Source organism: Nonomuraea sp. NPDC052116 (genome assembly GCF_040680035.1).
In the GTDB taxonomy this organism is placed as follows: Bacteria; Actinomycetota; Actinomycetes; order Streptosporangiales; family Streptosporangiaceae; genus Nonomuraea; species Nonomuraea angiospora_A.
The window spans coordinates 136,695-152,203 of the sequence record NZ_JBFAWA010000019.1 but is presented as its reverse complement, the minus strand read 5'-3'; the positions used below and the strand labels follow the sequence as shown (position 1 = coordinate 152,203).

General features: G+C 67.6%; 32 protein-coding genes and 2 pseudogenes. 2 read left to right on the top strand and 32 right to left on the bottom strand.

Annotation, left to right across the window (positions count from 1 at the left end):
* Nucleotides 1-69: 69 nt before the first annotated feature.
* The 8 genes from AB0L65_RS32960 to AB0L65_RS32925 all read right to left on the bottom strand — a co-directional run bounded on the left by AB0L65_RS32960 (nt 70) and on the right by AB0L65_RS32925 (nt 3,335).
* Nucleotides 70-684 (bottom strand): hypothetical protein, encoded by a 615-nt coding sequence (locus tag AB0L65_RS32960; RefSeq protein ID WP_364253208.1) that lies wholly within the window; start codon nt 682-684, stop codon nt 70-72.
* Nucleotides 685-725: 41 nt separating this feature from the next.
* Complete coding sequence (locus AB0L65_RS32955) at nt 726-929, bottom strand: hypothetical protein (protein WP_364253205.1); 204 nt, start codon at nt 927-929, stop codon at nt 726-728.
* Nucleotides 930-992: 63 nt separating this feature from the next.
* Nucleotides 993-1,265: a hypothetical protein gene (locus AB0L65_RS32950; RefSeq protein ID WP_364253203.1), complete on the bottom strand. Its 273-nt coding sequence runs from the start codon at nt 1,263-1,265 to the stop codon at nt 993-995.
* A 5-nt stretch (nt 1,266-1,270) separates the two neighbouring features.
* A complete protein-coding gene (locus tag AB0L65_RS32945) occupies nt 1,271-1,576 on the bottom strand; it encodes a hypothetical protein (protein ID WP_364253200.1) in 306 nt (101 codons plus the stop codon).
* 70 nt (nt 1,577-1,646) lie between these two features.
* Complete coding sequence (locus AB0L65_RS32940) at nt 1,647-1,934, bottom strand: hypothetical protein (protein ID WP_364253197.1); 288 nt, start codon at nt 1,932-1,934, stop codon at nt 1,647-1,649.
* Nucleotides 1,931-2,248, bottom strand: a complete 318-nt coding sequence (locus AB0L65_RS32935) for a hypothetical protein (RefSeq protein WP_364253194.1) — start codon at nt 2,246-2,248, stop codon at nt 1,931-1,933. The genes AB0L65_RS32940 and AB0L65_RS32935 overlap by 4 nt, the downstream gene beginning before the upstream one ends.
* A gap of 93 nt (nt 2,249-2,341) precedes the next feature.
* Nucleotides 2,342-3,067 (bottom strand): hypothetical protein, encoded by a 726-nt coding sequence (locus tag AB0L65_RS32930; protein WP_364253191.1) that lies wholly within the window; start codon nt 3,065-3,067, stop codon nt 2,342-2,344.
* Between the two features lie 109 nt (nt 3,068-3,176).
* Nucleotides 3,177-3,335, bottom strand: coding sequence for a hypothetical protein (locus tag AB0L65_RS32925; RefSeq protein ID WP_364253188.1), 159 nt, complete (start codon nt 3,333-3,335; stop codon nt 3,177-3,179).
* 89 nt (nt 3,336-3,424) lie between these two features.
* On the opposite strand from AB0L65_RS32925, the gene AB0L65_RS32920 reads away from it, so the two are divergent.
* Nucleotides 3,425-3,703 carry a hypothetical protein gene (locus AB0L65_RS32920; RefSeq protein WP_364253185.1) on the top strand — a complete coding sequence of 93 codons (279 nt, stop codon included), beginning with the start codon at nt 3,425-3,427 and terminating at the stop codon, nt 3,701-3,703.
* A 4-nt stretch (nt 3,704-3,707) separates the two neighbouring features.
* Here the strand turns inward: AB0L65_RS32920 and AB0L65_RS32915 are convergent, their stop codons facing one another.
* The 12 genes and pseudogenes from AB0L65_RS32915 to AB0L65_RS32860 all read right to left on the bottom strand — a co-directional run.
* Nucleotides 3,708-4,073, bottom strand: coding sequence for a hypothetical protein (locus AB0L65_RS32915; protein WP_364253182.1), 366 nt, complete (start codon nt 4,071-4,073; stop codon nt 3,708-3,710).
* Nucleotides 4,070-4,504, bottom strand: coding sequence for a hypothetical protein (locus tag AB0L65_RS32910; RefSeq protein ID WP_364253180.1), 435 nt, complete (start codon nt 4,502-4,504; stop codon nt 4,070-4,072). Before AB0L65_RS32910 ends, AB0L65_RS32915 begins: the two co-directional genes overlap by 4 nt.
* A complete protein-coding gene (locus AB0L65_RS32905; RefSeq protein ID WP_364253178.1) occupies nt 4,501-4,851 on the bottom strand; it encodes a hypothetical protein in 351 nt (116 codons plus the stop codon). Before AB0L65_RS32905 ends, AB0L65_RS32910 begins: the two co-directional genes overlap by 4 nt.
* Nucleotides 4,852-4,978: 127 nt before the next feature.
* Nucleotides 4,979-5,245, bottom strand: coding sequence for a DUF397 domain-containing protein (locus tag AB0L65_RS32900; RefSeq protein WP_364253175.1), 267 nt, complete (start codon nt 5,243-5,245; stop codon nt 4,979-4,981).
* On the bottom strand, nt 5,242-6,102 hold the full coding sequence (locus AB0L65_RS32895; protein ID WP_364253173.1) for a phage Gp37/Gp68 family protein: 861 nt from the start codon (nt 6,100-6,102) through the stop codon (nt 5,242-5,244). Before AB0L65_RS32895 ends, AB0L65_RS32900 begins: the two co-directional genes overlap by 4 nt.
* 84 nt (nt 6,103-6,186) lie before the next feature.
* Nucleotides 6,187-6,963: a hypothetical protein gene (locus AB0L65_RS32890; protein WP_364253170.1), complete on the bottom strand. Its 777-nt coding sequence runs from the start codon at nt 6,961-6,963 to the stop codon at nt 6,187-6,189.
* A complete protein-coding gene (locus AB0L65_RS32885) occupies nt 6,960-7,253 on the bottom strand; it encodes a hypothetical protein (protein ID WP_364253167.1) in 294 nt (97 codons plus the stop codon). Before AB0L65_RS32885 ends, AB0L65_RS32890 begins: the two co-directional genes overlap by 4 nt.
* Nucleotides 7,247-7,519, bottom strand: coding sequence for a hypothetical protein (locus AB0L65_RS32880; RefSeq protein WP_364253164.1), 273 nt, complete (start codon nt 7,517-7,519; stop codon nt 7,247-7,249). The genes AB0L65_RS32885 and AB0L65_RS32880 overlap by 7 nt, the downstream gene beginning before the upstream one ends.
* Nucleotides 7,516-8,139 (bottom strand): ATP-binding protein, encoded by a 624-nt coding sequence (locus tag AB0L65_RS32875; RefSeq protein WP_364253161.1) that lies wholly within the window; start codon nt 8,137-8,139, stop codon nt 7,516-7,518. Before AB0L65_RS32875 ends, AB0L65_RS32880 begins: the two co-directional genes overlap by 4 nt.
* Nucleotides 8,126-9,052 carry a hypothetical protein gene (locus tag AB0L65_RS32870; RefSeq protein ID WP_364253158.1) on the bottom strand — a complete coding sequence of 309 codons (927 nt, stop codon included), beginning with the start codon at nt 9,050-9,052 and terminating at the stop codon, nt 8,126-8,128. The genes AB0L65_RS32875 and AB0L65_RS32870 overlap by 14 nt, the downstream gene beginning before the upstream one ends.
* A 76-nt stretch (nt 9,053-9,128) precedes the next feature.
* Nucleotides 9,129-9,785, bottom strand: coding sequence for a hypothetical protein (locus tag AB0L65_RS32865; RefSeq protein WP_364253575.1), 657 nt, complete (start codon nt 9,783-9,785; stop codon nt 9,129-9,131).
* A 60-nt stretch (nt 9,786-9,845) separates the two neighbouring features.
* Nucleotides 9,846-10,181, bottom strand: a pseudogene (locus AB0L65_RS32860) (HNH endonuclease); the annotation flags it as partial.
* Between the two features lie 38 nt (nt 10,182-10,219).
* On the opposite strand from AB0L65_RS32860, the gene AB0L65_RS32855 reads away from it, so the two are divergent.
* Complete coding sequence (locus tag AB0L65_RS32855) at nt 10,220-10,414, top strand: hypothetical protein (RefSeq protein ID WP_364253155.1); 195 nt, start codon at nt 10,220-10,222, stop codon at nt 10,412-10,414.
* A 184-nt stretch (nt 10,415-10,598) separates the two neighbouring features.
* On the opposite strand, the gene AB0L65_RS32850 is transcribed toward AB0L65_RS32855, so the two are convergent.
* The 12 genes and pseudogenes from AB0L65_RS32850 to AB0L65_RS32795 all read right to left on the bottom strand — a co-directional run bounded on the left by AB0L65_RS32850 (nt 10,599) and on the right by AB0L65_RS32795 (nt 15,498).
* Nucleotides 10,599-10,778: a hypothetical protein gene (locus AB0L65_RS32850; RefSeq protein ID WP_364253152.1), complete on the bottom strand. Its 180-nt coding sequence runs from the start codon at nt 10,776-10,778 to the stop codon at nt 10,599-10,601.
* Nucleotides 10,775-11,017, bottom strand: a complete 243-nt coding sequence (locus AB0L65_RS32845) for a helix-turn-helix transcriptional regulator (protein WP_364253560.1) — start codon at nt 11,015-11,017, stop codon at nt 10,775-10,777. Before AB0L65_RS32845 ends, AB0L65_RS32850 begins: the two co-directional genes overlap by 4 nt.
* Nucleotides 11,018-11,199: 182 nt before the next feature.
* A pseudogene (locus AB0L65_RS32840) lies at nt 11,200-11,466 on the bottom strand (WhiB family transcriptional regulator); the annotation flags it as partial.
* Nucleotides 11,463-12,206 (bottom strand): hypothetical protein, encoded by a 744-nt coding sequence (locus AB0L65_RS32835; protein WP_364253149.1) that lies wholly within the window; start codon nt 12,204-12,206, stop codon nt 11,463-11,465. The pseudogene AB0L65_RS32840 and the gene AB0L65_RS32835, both read right to left, overlap by 4 nt.
* Entirely contained in the window at nt 12,199-12,960 is a 762-nt protein-coding gene (locus AB0L65_RS32830; RefSeq protein WP_364253146.1) for a hypothetical protein, read from the bottom strand. Before AB0L65_RS32830 ends, AB0L65_RS32835 begins: the two co-directional genes overlap by 8 nt.
* A gap of 421 nt (nt 12,961-13,381) precedes the next feature.
* Nucleotides 13,382-13,672 (bottom strand): hypothetical protein, encoded by a 291-nt coding sequence (locus tag AB0L65_RS32825; protein ID WP_364253143.1) that lies wholly within the window; start codon nt 13,670-13,672, stop codon nt 13,382-13,384.
* A complete protein-coding gene (locus tag AB0L65_RS32820; protein WP_364253140.1) occupies nt 13,669-13,965 on the bottom strand; it encodes a hypothetical protein in 297 nt (98 codons plus the stop codon). The genes AB0L65_RS32825 and AB0L65_RS32820 overlap by 4 nt, the downstream gene beginning before the upstream one ends.
* On the bottom strand, nt 13,958-14,326 hold the full coding sequence (locus AB0L65_RS32815) for a hypothetical protein (RefSeq protein WP_364253137.1): 369 nt from the start codon (nt 14,324-14,326) through the stop codon (nt 13,958-13,960). The genes AB0L65_RS32820 and AB0L65_RS32815 overlap by 8 nt, the downstream gene beginning before the upstream one ends.
* Nucleotides 14,323-14,523 carry a hypothetical protein gene (locus AB0L65_RS32810; RefSeq protein ID WP_364253134.1) on the bottom strand — a complete coding sequence of 67 codons (201 nt, stop codon included), beginning with the start codon at nt 14,521-14,523 and terminating at the stop codon, nt 14,323-14,325. Before AB0L65_RS32810 ends, AB0L65_RS32815 begins: the two co-directional genes overlap by 4 nt.
* Nucleotides 14,523-14,657, bottom strand: coding sequence for a hypothetical protein (locus tag AB0L65_RS32805; RefSeq protein WP_364253131.1), 135 nt, complete (start codon nt 14,655-14,657; stop codon nt 14,523-14,525). Before AB0L65_RS32805 ends, AB0L65_RS32810 begins: the two co-directional genes overlap by 1 nt.
* Nucleotides 14,654-15,097: a hypothetical protein gene (locus tag AB0L65_RS32800; protein WP_364253128.1), complete on the bottom strand. Its 444-nt coding sequence runs from the start codon at nt 15,095-15,097 to the stop codon at nt 14,654-14,656. The genes AB0L65_RS32805 and AB0L65_RS32800 overlap by 4 nt, the downstream gene beginning before the upstream one ends.
* Nucleotides 15,094-15,498, bottom strand: a complete 405-nt coding sequence (locus AB0L65_RS32795; RefSeq protein WP_364253125.1) for a hypothetical protein — start codon at nt 15,496-15,498, stop codon at nt 15,094-15,096. Before AB0L65_RS32795 ends, AB0L65_RS32800 begins: the two co-directional genes overlap by 4 nt.
* Between the last annotated feature and the right edge of the window lie 11 nt (nt 15,499-15,509).

The following is a 15,509-nucleotide window of genomic DNA, read 5'->3' as shown; positions in this document are numbered from 1 at the left end:
TCGTTGCTGATCTTTCGGTCTTGGGGATAGCGCCCTGTCCCGGCCGTACCGGGGAAGACAGGGCTGGGGTCAGTTGGTGCCCGTCGCAATCACGGTCAACGTGGCGGGATCGACGTCCGCGTCATGGATCACCCTGGATGCGGAGTTCCAGCACGGAACCCCATCGCGAGTGGCGGTGCGGATCATCGTGTCGCCCGTCTCGGTGCGCACCACGCACCCAGGCGTGAACTGGCTGAACGCCTCGCGGCGTGCGTCGCGTAACTGCCGCGCCTCGGCCATCCGCTCACCGAACGCGTCCTGAGCTTGTGTCAGGCTCCAGGCGACAGCGTTGACGTCCCACCCGAACGGGACGTACTCGGAGACTTTGCTGCTCACCGCGTCGAGCGGCACCATCTCCCCGTTGCCGATCCCGGGGAACTCCGTGTACTCGTCAACGATCGGCGTGGGCTCGCTGCTGGGGTCGTACTTCAGGCGAGCGTGGATCATGTACAGCGTCCGGGGCTCCGGCAGCAACCGGATCACTTTGATCGGCTGGATTGAGTAGCCCTCGTTCGACCACTGCCCGGCTATGTACCTCTCGGCAAGGTCTCTGGTTGTGGCGACCACCTGGACCTCGTCGTGCTTGTCCCAGAGCATGACGGCGAACATCTCGTCGAACTCGACGTATCGGGGATCACTGGCCATGTTGGGGTCTCCTTTGTCGTCGTCGAGGGGGTTGAGGGTGGTCAGCGCCAGCCGAATCGGTCGGCCAGGGCGCGCTCGCGGGCGTGTCGCTGCCGCGCGTCCTCGATCAGGCGGTCGGCGATCTCAGCTGCAGTGCGGGGGTTGTGGATCCCGCATGCGTCGCCCGGCTGGCAGCAGTCGGTCTGCGTCTCGTCGGGTCCCATCAGGGCTTCGAGTTCGTTGCTGGCTTCGAAGTAGGCGGGCATCTCAGGTCCTTGGTCGTCGAGGGGGTTGAGGGTGTCCCCGGGAGATCTCTCCCGGGGACGGGGTCAGGCGTGGTCGTCGGTCATGTGCGGCAGACCGGCGGCGAGGAGGACGTTCTGGGCAGCCTTGTACGCGCCGAAGAGGGCGGCAGAGTCGGAGTTCGCGCCCACCGTCCGCAGGTGGTCTGCCAGCCCGACCGGGTTGGTTCGCCACTCGTTGCGGAGCCTGATGGACGGGTCGGAGACGAGTTGGCGGACGACCTCATCGCTGGGCGTGTCGTCCAACCACGCGACAGCGCGAGCGATCAGGGCGAGGCGCGCTTCACGAACGAAGGTCATGTCATTCACCCTTTGGTCTGGTCGAGGTTGGCAACGAACTCTTCGAGGAGTCGGACCGCCTTCTCGGCGCTGGCCTCCGCGTCGCCCTCAGGGCGCACGCAGCCGTGCCCGTTCTGGAGGACAGCCCAGGTCCAGCCGTTCCAGAAGCCGTCATCGTCGCGGCTGGGAAAGATGAAGCCCCGGACGTCGTCGCTCGGCGAGTACATGGCCTTCAACCTGGGCGTCCCAAGGTAGGCCAGCGTCCAGTTCGGGCGGCCCTCAACGGCGGCGGAGAGTTCGGCGTTGAGCCTCTCGGCGGTCGCGAGCGTCATCACGTCTCCTACGTCTGGGGCGGGGAGGGGCAGGGAGAGGGGCGGCCCCGGGCTTGCCGGGGCCCTAGGGTCAGGCGATGCGGCGCAGCCAGTCGGTCTGCACGTCGGCGAGTTCCTTGGCACACTCCGGCGTGACGTCGGTGTGCTGGTCGTTCCAGCAGCCGGGGTCGCGGGTCCAGTCGTTGAGCCAGCCCCGGTTGGTGAAGGCCGTGAAGTCGGCGCCGATGGCCTCCTCGCGGGTCATGGCGCGCACCTCACCACGGTGGTGGTCCCAGGCGAGGACGTCGCCGCCCGGCTGAGCGAGAGCGTGAATGTCGTCGGCGGTAACGACCAGCGTCGCGGCGTCGAAGGGGATCATGCGTCAGCGCCGATCGGGGCGGACTGGGCGTGCTCCACCTCGTCCGCGAGGGTCTCCACCGACCAGCCGGCGGCGAGCAACTTGTCGGCGGCCTTCAGCGCCGCCTCGTGCACGTCGTCCCACCCGGGGGTGTCGCACCCGTCGGCGAACTCGACGACCAGGTTGGTGACGCCGGTCAGCGAGTTGGTCGCCTCCTTCACCGAGGAGGTGACGGCGGCGTAGTCGAAGTCCCAGTCGTCCGGCGGGGCGATGAGGGACTCGCGGAGTTGGTCGGCGAGGGCGGCCATCTGGGCGGCGATCTCGGTCGGGGTCATCTCATCCTCCGTGGGGGTGCTGGTCTGCTCGGGCCGTTCAAGCTCGTTTAGGGGGAGGGGGTGGGCCCCTTCCGGGGCCCTGACTTCTGCGGTCTAGTCGGCGGCCCAACCGGCGTACTCGGGGGCGACCAGGCTCACCACGCCGGACTCCAGCAGGCGGATCTCCGTGTGACGGTGCACGTAGCGCTCGCCCCCGCTGCCGTCGATGACGAGCAGGTGGGTGTCGGAGCCGTAGTCCTGGACGTCGGCGATCTCATGGCCGCCCGGAAGCGGGGCGCCCTTCCGCAGGGTGTGCACCTGGTAGCCAAGCAGGCCGTTCCGGGCGAGCACGGTGCCGACGCTGTCCGGGTTGACGGCGGTGCATGGGCACTTGGGGGCACCAGCCCGGTCGTCCAAGCACTCCCCGTTCTCGCAGTCCTCGGCCGAGCAGCAGGGGCAGGTGCTGCACTCGCCGTTGTCGAGGGGCAGCGGCTGCGGCTCGTCCTCGCTCTCCTCAGGCTGGTCGTCGCCGAGCGCCCGGTAGATGATCCCGGCGAGGATGTTGAGCGCGTCCTTGAGTTGGCGGCCCCATGCCTCGAATGGGCGTCCGGCGAGCCTCTCGGTGTGCATGTTTTCCACGTCGGCGGTGGCCTTCAGCCACACGTGCGACCAGTCGGTGATGTCGAGGCCGGGGATCTGGTCGGCGATGTCGTCGAGCAGGTTGAGGGTGTGCGTGAGCGGCTGGTGGGCGCCGTCGGTCAGCGCGTTGGTGGCCGACATGAGCCGGTCGAGGCGGTCGCGCAGGCTCGCGGTCTGCGTGGTTGCGATGGTGATCGTCAACGTGGCTCCAAGGTCGAAGGGACTTGGTTGCGTGCCCGCCCGGGTCTCGCACACCGGGTGACTGCTGGTCGGACTGGGGTGGCCCGGGATCTCTCCCGGGCCGATCGGGCTACCAGTCGGGGCAGAGGGTCGGGTTGACCTCCCGGACCGCCGCCCAGAACTCGTCCTCGCTCTTGGTGTCGAGGCCGGCGGCGTGGGCGGCCAGCTCCTCAACCGTGAGGTTCGGGTTGTCGGCGAGGAGGGCCTTGGCGGTGAGGGTGGCGTTCATCTCGGTCTCCCTGACATCTCATTTAACCTTGTGGCCACAGACTATCTAGAACCTTGTGGCCACACAAGAGGTTGTGGCAAGATTTCTTCGTGGCCACACAACCCCCGTCGCCCGAGAGTCGCGACCACACGCCGTATCGGAAGTTCCGCCTGCCAGACACGCTGTGGGAGGCATACGGCAGCGTGTGCGCCCGCGTCTTCAGCCGAGAGCGCTCCGAAGACCTGGTCGAACACATCCGCACGGTGATCAGCGAGTACGGAGATGCCGACGAACTCGCGAAACTGGAGACCGCCGAGCAGGAGATGGCCGAGCGCCGAGCCCGCAAGGGAGGACGACCGCGCAAGCAGCCCGCCAGCGAGTCGGAGTAGCCGTTCACCGGGACTCCCCAGACCGCACGTCGGCCAAGACCGCGACCGGTTCGAAGCTGACCCACCAGTGCGCCGGCAGCCGACCGGTCTCCAGCTCGGCGCGGACGGCCTGCGAGAGGCGCAGGAGGCGGGCGGCTTTCGGCCACCACAGCAGCGACTCCGGGTCTGCGACCTCGAACCGGTGGGCCATGCGGTCGCACTTCAGCGTGTCCGAGGTCAGCCCCAACTCCAGCCGGTGGGCGCGGTCGAGGTCGGTGAACCAGGCAACCGGGACGCCGAGCAGCGGGTGGAGGTTCGGCTTCACCATGCCGTCACGGACGATGCCGGTTGCCCCGTGGTCGCAGGTGTAGTGCCACAAGACGGCGGTCACGCGGACGCTTCCCCGGACTGCTGGACGAGCTTGGCGATCCAGTCCCTGCCGGGAGCGAGCGCGCGACGCTTGAGCTCGTCGAGGTAGCGGAGCATGGAGGCGGGATCGATCGTCCCGCCACTGGCGTCCGCCTCAGCAACGTAGCCGCGCAGTTCGGTCCACGCGGACGCGTAGTCCGCGCCGGGGATCGGGTTGACGATGTCGATCCACTCGACGCGGGTGGAGCCGTTGTGGCCGTGGACCTTGACCACGCCCTCATGGCCCTTGTTCAGCCACGTCACGATCGACGGCTCGTTCATGGGCTCACGGTCCAGCCAGTGAAGGACCGTCCACCCATCGGAGAACACCACGCCTTCGGCGACGACGCCGGTCCCGGACACGCCAGAGACGTCCTCGACACGGTGCAGGCGGAAGCGGCGAATCTCGCTCATCGGGCGGACACCTCGCGGTCCTGCTCGGCAGCCCGGCGCTCGGCGATGGCGTCCTTGGTCGCTTCCTGTGCTCTCGCCGCCATCCGCTCAGGCATGTGCCGCAGGTCGTCCACGGAGAACTTGTCCTGGTCGTTCTCGGGCGCCGACACCATGACCTCGGGTGGGGGCGAGCCGCCCCGCCAGCCGTACGCCGCCTTCCGGCATATCTCGGCAGCCTCCGTCTCGGTGTAGCGGCCCGCCTGCCAGATGTCGCCCGTGTAGCCGCGCCTGTTCGGCTTCCACCAGGCGCCGTGCTCGTTCGACCACACCAGCCAGACCTTCACGGGCGGCTCTTGGATGTCTCTCATTGTTCGATTCCTCTCTCGAACATGGATCTTTAGACCGAAGATCGGTGATCTTTCTAGGACTGACGTTCCCCAAGAGGGCCGCAGAAGCCCTCTGGAAGTCATGGACAGGCAAAGGGACGGGAAAGCCCTACAAACCCGCGAGCGTCGATCCTGGGGCCACGCAGGCGGCATCCACGCCCGAGCCGTCCCCCGCCGAACACGTGAGCGCCTCCAGATCGAAGTCGCCCTCACGCACTCCCGCCGTGAAGGCCGCCCAACGCTCCGGGTCGAACACCAGCACCGCCTCGTACGGCCTCGCTGCGTCCCGTACCGTCACCACGCCCTCGATGACAGCCACCTCAACGCCCGTGGCGTCGGCGTCGGAGCTCGACTTGCGCCAGACCGGGCGGCTCATGAGGCGGTCCCGTTCAGGACCCGAGCCTCGGGGAACTCGTCCCAGGTCCGGCCGTCGAGCTCGCGCATCTCGGACTTCTTGGCGACGCGGGCCATCTCGACGCGGTGGCCCTGCTCATCGACGGGTTCTCCGACGAGAATCGAGCCGGGCAGAGCGCGGCCTATCCCGAACCAGCCTGTGGGCGCCCATGATCCCCACTGTTTGAAGAAGAACGGGACTCCGGCGCGGACGCACTGGTCGCGGAGTGAGCGTGCCCAGTCCGGGTGCATCGGCCGCACTCGCGGACCCGACTCACCTCCGACGATCACCCAGTGGATGCCTTCCAGGTCCAGATCGCCCAGCGGGCCGATCAGTGGCTCGCAGGACAGGAACGCGACCTTGGCGGGCACCTTCCGGAGGTCATCGATCCGGTGCAGTTCGTCGGCGCTCTCCACCGAGACGCCCATCCACAGATTCGGCGGCCATGGCAGCTTGTCGGCGACCTTCGGCAGCCGTGACGCTCGTTTGGTGAGCACCTGGTAGGTGTGCTGCGGAGTCGCCTCGATCACCTCGAAGACGCGCCGTACGAAGTCGAGCGGCACCTTGGCGTGGAACAGGTCGCTCATTGAATTTACGAACACCTTGCGAGGCTTCCGCCACGTGAACGGCGTGGTCAGCGTGTCCTCGTGGACTGCCAGGCCGAACCCCGGCCCGGATGTGCGCGGGTCTCCGTCGGTCTGGTACTTCTCCTGACCCATCGCCTTCAGGCGCCGAGCCATGGTCAGCGCGTAGCAGTTGTCACAGCCAGCCGAGATCTTGTCGCAGCCGGTCGTGGGGTTCCATGTGGTGTCGGTCCACTCGATGCTCGTGTCAGCCATTCGGCTTCTCCTCGCTGATCTTTGGGTTGGTGGGGTCCGGCTCCTCCCCCGGGTCGGGGGGAGGAGAGACGGAGAGGCGGCGGGTCACGCGATCCGCCTGTCCACAAGCTGGTCTTTCGGCCCCGGATGGCAATCGAAGGGCCCGCGAGCGTGACAGTCGGGGCAGCGACACACCGTGTAGCCGTTGTGTTCGGCCTCAGGACCAGGGCATTCGCTGAACTGTGTGCACTCATAGGTGCCGTCGTTGTGGTTGATCACTTTTCCGGGGCAGGTCAACGTCGCCTTGCGCCGCTCCGAGTCCAGTTCCACCCACCGCTGCTCGTACCAACCGGCTGTCCGCCGGCAACTCCATCGGCCGACGTGGAACGTCACCGGTGGGCCGCCCAGCACTTCGAGGTTCTCCGGGAACGTCAGCGACCGCTGCCGGGACGTGACCGGCTCGGCACACCCAGGGCACACGCCCGGCATCTCGTAGCGGGACATCCGCTCAGCGGCAGCCTGGGACACCCTCTCGGCCATGCGCTCACGGCACGGCAGCGGCTCCGAGCAGGACGCGCACACCGCGTAGTGCTCATCCTTGTACACATCCCAGTAGTGGCCGCGAGACTCCAGGTGCAGGTCCCGACCGCGGTCTTTCGGGTCGTCGCTCGCGTCGACTGGCCGCAGCACCACGGCGTGCGGTGCGCAGGACTGGCCCATCCTCGCTACGCGGGTGCGGGCTTCCTCGCTCCACAACTCCGGCGGGCGCGGCGTGAAGCTGACGAGCCGGTACACCTGATGCTCCCAGGCGACGAGAGCACCAACAGCGGGCCGCAACTCCGTCGTCGTGCCGAACGGGTGCCAGCGGTAGGGCAGGGTCACATCTCCTCCTGAAGATCGGGTCCGGTGGCGAACGCTGGCATCGTCAGGTCCTCAAGCAAGTCGGGCGGCCCATAGACAGCGGCCAGCAGGGTCGCCCTGTTCTGGTCTGCCTGCTTCCGGGAGACCGGCAGATTCGCCGGGTGGGAGGGGCGGCGCGGCACCTCCTCAGCGAACAGGCGCCGCATCATGTCCCCTTCGAGGCACTCCCCGCACGCGGGCTCCCCGGCGGCCTTGTGGAGCAGAAGACCCATGTGGGTGCCGCAGCGCAGGCGGTGGGTAGTGGTCACCACGGGCCGTCCTTCTGGCCGTGCCGCGACGGGCGAGGCAAGTTCGGCAGTTCGGACCGTAACCGGCGCGGCGTGGCATCCCGCCGGCGCAGGTGCGCGGCCACCTCGGGGCGGCACGTCGGGCACGGGATGGCGTCCTCTACGTCGTTCCGGTCCACCCAGCCGTTGGTGCAGCCGACATGAGTGCACTGGCAGGAGTTCCACGGACAGGGCTTGAACTCGTCGCGGACGTCAGCGGCCTGCTGCGGGTCCGGTGGGAAGCGAGTCACTGCGGCCTCCTGCGGTCCGAACCGGTGAGCGGCACGAGCTCGCACATCTCGGCGAGGCGGGAAGCCGTGCGCTCGCCCACATGGTCCGCAAGGGACTTCGGCGGCAGGTTCGACGTGACGATCAGCGGACGGCAGGCCACGTACCTTTCGTCGATCACCTCGTAGAGACGTTCCTGCGTCCACTCGGATGGCTTCTCGGCGCCCATGTCGTCGATGTACAGGAGCCGGGCACGCTGGCAGTCGGAGACGATCTCGCGTGCACCATCAGCGCCCGGGCGCAGCTGGTCAAGCAGCGTGGTGGCGCGCACCACGTGAACGGTCGGCCCGTAACGGTTGGTCACGCCGTAGTTGTGGTCGTAACCGGCCATGAACGGGGTGGTGTTGGTGGCGCGGCACCAGGCAGCGAGGGCTGCGTACGCCGTGTGGGTCTTGCCGACCCCGACCGGACCAGTCAGGTAGAGCCCGCCAGCGTTGTGCCCGTTGGCGGCCCACTCCACGGCGGGCTTCGGCAGTTCGATCTCAGCACGGAAGCGGGGCGGGATGAACCCCGCGATGGAGTTCTCCAGGTGGCGGCGAAGCTGCTCATCCGGGTCGTCGCCAGGGTAGTTACCAACCTGCATGGTATTCCTCCTCGGTGAATTGCTGCGGGGTTGCGCCGGGCGAGCGGGCCGCCTGAGGGCGTGTCGCCGGGGCCCGGTTGTCGCGGTCGTGGATCTCTTGCGCCTTGTCGATCCAGTTGCGCCATGCGGCGATCCAGTCGCGACAACGACGGTCGTTCTGCTGGGCGTGGTTGATGAACCGGAACGTCTCTCGGTCGAGATCGACGGTGTACGGCTTGGACTTGGCCCACGCCCGCATTTCCGGGGTGATCGAAAAGTCTTCGGGGATGGCGGTCTCTGGCTTGCGTCGCGGCTTGCGCGTCCGCCGCGAAGCGGCGTCTACAACAAAGAGATGAGCGCCTTCGGAGAGATCGTCTTCAGCAACCTCAACAACACCAAAAGATAGGTGGGACCCCCGGGGGTCCTGCTGAGAATCGTCAGGGGGACCCCCGGGGGTCATCCTGAGATCGGCCCCCTGAGTCTCAGGGGTCTTGAAATCGGCCCCCTGAGAATTCGGCTCAGGGTCCTTTGAATCGGCCCCCTGAGAATCCTCAGCAGGACCCCCGGGGGACATGCTGAGCGGAGAGTCGTCCGGCGTCTCAGGGGGACTCCCTGGGGGCACGCTGAGAATGACGCCATCCACTGCCGCCTGGAACACAGCGGTCTGGTGCTTCTGCCCGCGAACGGTCCGAACGAGGAGCCCGGACGCCAGCGCCAGCTTCACCTTCTCTCCCACCTTCCGTTCAGCTCGACCGAGCACGATCGCCAGCCGTTCGCGCGGCACACAGACACGGCCATCCGCATCCATGAACAGCGCCAGCGTCATCAGGAACACGCGCACCGAATCGGTGATCTGCGTGGACTTGATGACGGTCTTCAGCCACCAGGCGCGGTATGTACCGTCACCCAGCAGGCCGGCTTGTTCGTCGTTCACCTACACGGGCCTTCTCTCGGGTGTTGCTCGGGCTGGGACTACGAGAGACGGGCCGGTCTTCGACGCTGCTCGGTCGTCACGTCGGCACCTCCATGAGTGCAAGTGCGATGGCATGCTCAAGGACTTCGTTGCGGCATTCGAGTGCGGCATGCCCCGCACGCCCGCGCCAGGCGTCATCCCATTCCGCGGTCGCCATCACCAGGTATTTCGACCCCTTGCCTCGGGGCAAGAGCCCGTCCAACCACCGCTCCAACAGGTCAGAGTCGCGGCCCTGCTCCTCTTCGTGACGACGTAAGGTCTCCGCGACTCCGATGAGGGCGTCGGCGAAGGTGTTGAACCATTCCCCTCCGTTCTCTCCGATTGCTCGCCGCATGGCGGGCACGACTTCGGCGGCGATGAACCGATCGAGAAAGTCTGTGGCTTCGAGGAATGCCTCACGCTTGCCAGGCTCTAGCTCGGGGTCTGGGTCCAGGAACTCCAGCAGGTTGGGAGTCTTCGCCTTGCCAGCTTTCAGCGCGGCCCGGAGTTGAAACTCGTCATCGACGCCGCAAGCGTCCGCTTGTGCACGAGCAATCGCGAATTTGCCGACCGTCACTGTCCCCGGGTGCTCGTCGAATCCGCTGAGCCATTGAGCAAGCACCATCTCCCACCGCTCGGACTCGATGGCCGCTGCTTCGCTGTCGGTGACTTCCGCGTCTACATCGTTGGGGTTATCAGCGCCGTTCTCGATCACTTGACGGAGATCCAGCTTGGGGAGGTCCTCTCGAACTCGGAGAGGTGCATCACTCTTGCCGGAGTTGCAGTCCGAACATGCGGTGATGAGGTTTGACGGATCGTCCGACCCGCCTTTAGCTCTTGGGTGAATGTGATCGACTTCCAGGACCGCCCCATCCTGAGCAGTCAGACCGCAGTAGCCGCACGCGAAGCCGTCGCGGCGAAAGACTTGCCACCGTTGGCGGCGATTGACGGCCACTACGACCTCGCCGCCGTGCTGGCGTCTCTGCTGATTTTGAGCATGCGAAATAGACCCCCGGTCTTGCGTGCACAAACGCCTGTCTGCCAGGAGACTTGCCCCCGGCGTGGATATACACGACGATAGCGGGTGTGGATATACACGGCAACCTTGCATTGAGCGGCTCTGTATATACAGCGCCTACCATTGACCTTGTGAAAGACACCCACACCAGGCACAGACCCATCAGGGTCGACGCTGAACTGTGGGATGCCTTCGGAGCGCTCGTCGGCGACCGCAACCGGTCGGCCGTGATCCGCGAGTTCATCCGCTGGTACGTGGGCGAGCGAGGCGCAAAGCTCCCCCGCCCGCCGAAGCCTTCGGCTGAGCTGCCCGAGCAGGGCTCCTGACGTCTTCACCGCTTCGTCACCCACCTGCGGTTCCCCACATGCCAGCAACCGCATCGACGGCACCTGTACACGCTCAGCAGAGCCTTGGAAACGCCCTTGACACGGACCAGGGCAGCCCGGTGGGCCATCGCTGCTGTGCGAGAGGAGTGGCGGATCTTCGTTCCGCACTCGCGGGCTGAGGTCTTCACGCCGTCTCCCCCAGCCAAGCCTCGACCCGGGAACGCAACCCAGCCGACACCTGGCCCTTACGCATGAGCCGGATCCGTTCGGCGGAGATGTCCAACTGGATCGCCACCCTCCACCACGGCAGCTTCAGGGCCTGACGGCGGGTGTCCACAGCGGCGTAGAGTTCCTGAGGGGTCACGACGCCTCCCCCAGTTCGTCGGCGGACTGCTGCTCAGCCGGGACAAGCGCCAGCCGTAGGCCGACAGCAGCCGCGTACGACTCCAGCCGGTCTATCGGCGGCAGGTTCCTGCCGGACTCCCACTGGGCGACCGTGCCCTGCGCCACGTTGATGCGGCGGCCGAGCGCCTGCTGCGTCCAGCCGAGCTGGTGGCGGCGAGCAATGAGGTCAGCGACCAGGGCGTGCGGGTACCTGGCCATCACGCCACCGCCTGCTTGGCTTCACGATCCCGACGTGCCTTGTTGGAGCAGCTACGGCACCAGGCGTGGAGTCCGTCCGGTTTGGTGATGTCCCTGGAGAAGACGGTTACCGGCAGGCTGGTGTCACAGCCGGTGCAGTACTTCTCCGCCTCCGCGATCCGCTCAGGGGCGGCCGGGACGCCGGCCATGGCTGCGCGGCGCATCCGCCGGCGCCGCTCGGCGGCCCGCTCGTCCTCGTTGAGATTCCCCCACGTGCCGTACTTCTCGGGCACGGCGAGGGCGTACTCAAGGCAAGGATTACGTACCGGGCACTGAGCGCAGATCGCCTTGGCCTTCCGCTCACGCACCTCTCGTTCGGGCTGGCGTTCGCCGTGCGGCCCGAAGAAGAGGACCAGGTCCTCGCCGCGGCACAAAGCGTCGTTCTGCCACGTCCAGCTAGGCATGCTCATCGGGCGTCTCCGTCCGTGTGGGAGAGGACAGGGGGGTGGGGGGTGGGCTCGTCCGGAACCGTTCGGACGTGTCCGGCAGCTTCCGGAGACTCCAGTACGGGAGGAGCCGCAGCGAGCCGGTATCGGCGCGCGGGGCACCTCCGGTCGGTTGGGTAGCGGACGCCATCCACAACCTCGACGACGCCCTGGGCGGCGAGTTGCTCCAGAACCGACCGGAAGGGGCGGTTGTCGGTGAGGTCGGGGCGGCCCACAGCGGGAGCGAGGACGCGCACCAGGTCATGAGAGGAGAACAGCGAGTGCGGCCACCGGCGCAGGTGCTGCAGCACGGCCACCCGGTAGCGGGACGGCTGCTGGGGTGTCTCCCTCTTGGGCGGCATCTGGCCGTCGTGGCGGAGGGCGTACTCGTACCGCCAGGCGTTACCTCGGCCGCCTGTCAGCCCGATCCGCGCCAGGGCGTCACCGGGAGGCACTCCGCCGGCCCGTAGCGTCGCGTACTCCTCGGCGCGGGCCTGGCGTTGCTCCATGCGCGCCTGCCGAGCAGGTGTGATGTCGGGCGAGATCGGCTCGATATCGCCGTGGTCCCGCAGATGCCGCGCGTAGTCGGCGACCGCGCGCGGGGATACGCCCATCTTCTCCGCAGCCTCGGCGTAGGTGAGGCCGCTTTCGCGGAGCACCTTGTACTCGGCGGCTCGCTGAGCCAGGCCAGGGCCATTGCGAGGGCGGCCGGGACGGTTAGGCATGGGACACCACCTCGGGACGACGAGAGCCGGGATGTAGCGAACGCAGGTAGCCAGTGCTGACGCCGAGACGCTCGGCCGCCTGCTCCAGCGAGTAGCCCTGCCGGGTCAACTCATCGGCGTTCTCGGCCAGCGCCTGCGGACGCGACACCTTCTCTCCGAGGTCGGGTCGAGTGTCGGGATCGTCGATGGTGTCGTCGTCCCAAGCCATTGGCGACACGAAGCCCAGGGATCGGGCCTTGCCCGCGGCAATCTTCGATGGGCCCGGCGTCAAGCAGAGTTCGTCATAGACCACGGCCACCCGCCGCGCCAGCGCGATCGAGATCTGCCGTGTCGGCAGGATCAACGTCTGCAGCGTGTTCGCGGTCGTCCCGGCGCGTCGAGCCACCTCCGAGGCTGGCCAGCCCATCCAGGCAAGCGCCTGTACGCGCCGCCGTGTACCGGTGGAGTTGATGCCGCGGTGCGAGGCGGCAGAAGTCAACGGCACCGCGAGGAGCGCCTTAGCCGATTCGGTCCGCAGCCGCGTGGTCTTGCCTGTGCCAAGCTGGTGCGGCACGTAGGTGGACAGCCCGGCCGCGGCGGCGATCTGCTCCCACGTCCACCCGAGGTCGCGCAGCACGGCCACGTGAGCGCGGGCCTCACTCGGGTCCACCCAGCCGTAGATGCCCATCCTGATCTTCTTGCGGTAGTCCGACTCACACAGACCGCGGGTCTTCGCTTCGTCGGTGCAACCGCGGGCGGCACAGAGATCAGCCACGGGACACCGCCTCCCGGCGTGCGCGTCGCCGAGCAGCCTCATAGTCTGCGCGTGCACGGCAGCAAGGCGCACAGGGAACCGTGCTGTGAGCCCGGTGGTAGGAGTAGCCCGCATAGGTACCGTGCTGGACCTGATCGGGACGGAGGCGTGGTCGACCTCTAGACATTGGTGGCCTCCTGAGCGGGAGAAGCAGCAACGAACGCAGGGCACCCGCACGGCTCAGCCTTCGCCCCAGTCGAGACCGTGCAGGCGCCTCTGGAGCCGTTGCAGCGGATGCTGTGGAGCACCTCAGAATGCGGGCACGCCCGGCACTGGCGGACGCCGGAGGTCGGCGCCGGCGGCTGGGTGTCGCGGCGGGCGTCACAGTCCGGGTAGTGGTCTATGAGGACTCGCTGGCAGCAGGAACGCAGGTCGATGGCCATCACCGACCCCTCCTGCGCATCTCGTCGTCCCAGTCGATGGCCAGGCCGTCCAGGTCATCGTCGGAGGGGATGCGGTCGGCTTCCTCGCCAAGCGCCTCACGGAGGATCCGCTGGTGGCGGTCCAGGTCCGGGTTGTAGGCAGGGTCTGCCATCTCCTCTACAGAGCGGAGACGACGGAACACCCAGGCCAGGACAGCGACGATGAGGACGACCAGGATGATCGCGACAGGCGCCACCCACGAGCCGTGGGAGGTTTCGTCAACGAACGCGGCGATGTCGGAGAGGCTCACAGCGTCACCGCCTTGAGGAAGGCGGCGATGACCTCGTCCACGACGCGGGCCGGAGGGAACACGCCGGCGACCCCTGCCGTGTGGATGCGGGCGATGTCGTGCCGCAGGGTGTCCCAGTTGATTGCTGCGGCGACCTTGACGCGGGTGTCGGCTTCCATGGCGGCAACGTGGTCTCGCAGGACGGCCAGCTCGCCAGCGAGGTTCGCGCGTTCGGTGTTGAGTTTCCACAGCTCCATGTCGGTGGCGTCGGCGATGTCCCGGAGGAGGTCGAGATCCTCAGTCTGTTCAGGCACGGGTGTCGCCTCCGTCCTGGGGGTCAGTCAGGACCGGCGGCAGCATTCCGGCGTCCGACAGGTAGCCGACGATGACGTCCATCCCTGCGCCTGCTCCGTGTTCTACGGCGGTGCGGGCGGCGTTCTGCATGACGATGCCGACCTTGGCAAGGGCGTCGCCCATGTGCTTGGCAGCCTCGTCCAGGCGGTCCCGCTCGGCGGTGAGGCGGTCCACTTTGGCCATCAGGTCGCTACGGTCCGCCTCGGCCTGGCTGAGCGGCCAGGCGGGGTCCTCTGCGCGCTTCAGGCTGCGCTCGTCCCGCTCCCGGATCTCGGCGAAGCTGTTGGCGAAGAGGGGGGCGTTCTCGTCGAGGGCGGTCACTTGGAACCACCGCCCCGACCGACCAACGCCAGCGTGAGCGTCAGGAAGAAGGACGCGAGCAGGGCCGTGCCGTAGCCCATCGTCGGGATGACCGGCCACCACTGGTGGTGCAGGACGCCGATGAACATCATCAGGGCCCACGCGGAGGCCAGCCAGCCGCCGATGGCGACCGCGATGACGAGAAGAACAACCCCCATCACGCACCGCCTCTCGGGTCGGCGAGCATGGCGTCCCACAGGTCCTGCATGTGGTCGCCCGGCCAGGGCTTGGGAGTGTCCTGCACCTCGTCCGGGGAGGCAGCGGCGACCCTCTCGGGGGTGATGTCGCTCATGCGGCACCGCCGGCCACGTCGTCGGGGCAGTACGCGCCGTCTCCATGCTCGGGATCGTCAAGGAGAAGCAAGCCCAACGGCTCAGCGAACTCCGTCCCGAGGTCGATGTGTACGGGGCCGTCGGGCGTGTCGATGTTGAGGACGACCTCACCCGTGGCGTCCGTGGTCGTGGTGCCGATCCCAGTCGCCGCATACTTCGCCGGCACCTTGGAGAGGTCGGGGCCGCCGTGCGCGGCCAGCAGCTTGAGCGCTGCCCGGCCGCCGCTGTGGCGCTTCACCTGACGGAGGATGTCCTCCGATACGCCGATGTGCTCGCACAGGGCCAGGCGGCTACCGGCCAGCAGGTTCACCAGGCGGGACACATCATGGGTGCCCGTGGTGACCAGGACCACGACCGGGTCGCCGTGCTCGTTGTCGTAGGCGCGGCTCTCGTAGCTCATGCGACACCCCCGAAGAGGTGGTCGGCCAGGGCGAGCTTGAACTCCATGTCGGTCGCCGGGCGGACCGTCGGCTGCCTCTCCGCGTACTCGTCGGCGGCGCTGAGGGTCAGGAACAGGTCGGCCGCCTCCTCCGCGTCCAGCAGTCCGGACGACCGATCCGAGCCAGGCAGGATTGGGGCGCGCTTCCCGCCCACCTCCACGACCCACTTGCCGTGTCCGGTCGAGCGGGGCAGCACGATGAGGTCCTCGTCCATGAGCGCGTCCTCAAGGGCCTCGGCGTTGGCGAGCGGGCTGTCGTTCTCCGGGTCCGCCGGATCGTCCTGCCACGCTGCGATTGCGCGACTGAGGGCCTCACGGCGGAGCTGGTAGGCGCTCTTCGTCTCGGGGGTTTCGGTGCTCATCAGGTCTCTCC

Excerpts from the sequence above, each read along its gene's own strand:
- AB0L65_RS32845 (WP_364253560.1), bottom strand. The coding sequence starts at position 11,017 with ATGGCCAGGTACCCGCACGCCCTGGTCGCTGACCTCATTGCTCGCCGC.
- AB0L65_RS32800 (WP_364253128.1), bottom strand. The coding sequence starts at position 15,097 with ATGAGCTACGAGAGCCGCGCCTACGACAACGAGCACGGCGACCCGGTC.
- AB0L65_RS32810 (WP_364253134.1), bottom strand. The coding sequence starts at position 14,523 with ATGGGGGTTGTTCTTCTCGTCATCGCGGTCGCCATCGGCGGCTGGCTG.
- AB0L65_RS32905 (WP_364253178.1), bottom strand. The coding sequence starts at position 4,851 with ATGAGAGACATCCAAGAGCCGCCCGTGAAGGTCTGGCTGGTGTGGTCG.
- AB0L65_RS32875 (WP_364253161.1), bottom strand. The coding sequence starts at position 8,139 with ATGCAGGTTGGTAACTACCCTGGCGACGACCCGGATGAGCAGCTTCGC.
- AB0L65_RS32805 (WP_364253131.1), bottom strand. The coding sequence starts at position 14,657 with ATGAGCGACATCACCCCCGAGAGGGTCGCCGCTGCCTCCCCGGACGAG.
- AB0L65_RS32940 (WP_364253197.1), bottom strand. The coding sequence starts at position 1,934 with ATGATCCCCTTCGACGCCGCGACGCTGGTCGTTACCGCCGACGACATT.
- AB0L65_RS32900 (WP_364253175.1), bottom strand. The coding sequence starts at position 5,245 with ATGAGCCGCCCGGTCTGGCGCAAGTCGAGCTCCGACGCCGACGCCACG.
- AB0L65_RS32835 (WP_364253149.1), bottom strand. The coding sequence starts at position 12,206 with ATGCCTAACCGTCCCGGCCGCCCTCGCAATGGCCCTGGCCTGGCTCAG.
- AB0L65_RS32935 (WP_364253194.1), bottom strand. The coding sequence starts at position 2,248 with ATGACCCCGACCGAGATCGCCGCCCAGATGGCCGCCCTCGCCGACCAA.
- AB0L65_RS32925 (WP_364253188.1), bottom strand. The coding sequence starts at position 3,335 with ATGAACGCCACCCTCACCGCCAAGGCCCTCCTCGCCGACAACCCGAAC.
- AB0L65_RS32795 (WP_364253125.1), bottom strand. The coding sequence starts at position 15,498 with ATGAGCACCGAAACCCCCGAGACGAAGAGCGCCTACCAGCTCCGCCGT.
- AB0L65_RS32945 (WP_364253200.1), bottom strand. The coding sequence starts at position 1,576 with ATGACGCTCGCGACCGCCGAGAGGCTCAACGCCGAACTCTCCGCCGCC.
- AB0L65_RS32895 (WP_364253173.1), bottom strand. The coding sequence starts at position 6,102 with ATGGCTGACACGAGCATCGAGTGGACCGACACCACATGGAACCCCACG.
- AB0L65_RS32910 (WP_364253180.1), bottom strand. The coding sequence starts at position 4,504 with ATGAGCGAGATTCGCCGCTTCCGCCTGCACCGTGTCGAGGACGTCTCT.
- AB0L65_RS32950 (WP_364253203.1), bottom strand. The coding sequence starts at position 1,265 with ATGACCTTCGTTCGTGAAGCGCGCCTCGCCCTGATCGCTCGCGCTGTC.
- AB0L65_RS32955 (WP_364253205.1), bottom strand. The coding sequence starts at position 929 with ATGCCCGCCTACTTCGAAGCCAGCAACGAACTCGAAGCCCTGATGGGA.
- AB0L65_RS32960 (WP_364253208.1), bottom strand. The coding sequence starts at position 684 with ATGGCCAGTGATCCCCGATACGTCGAGTTCGACGAGATGTTCGCCGTC.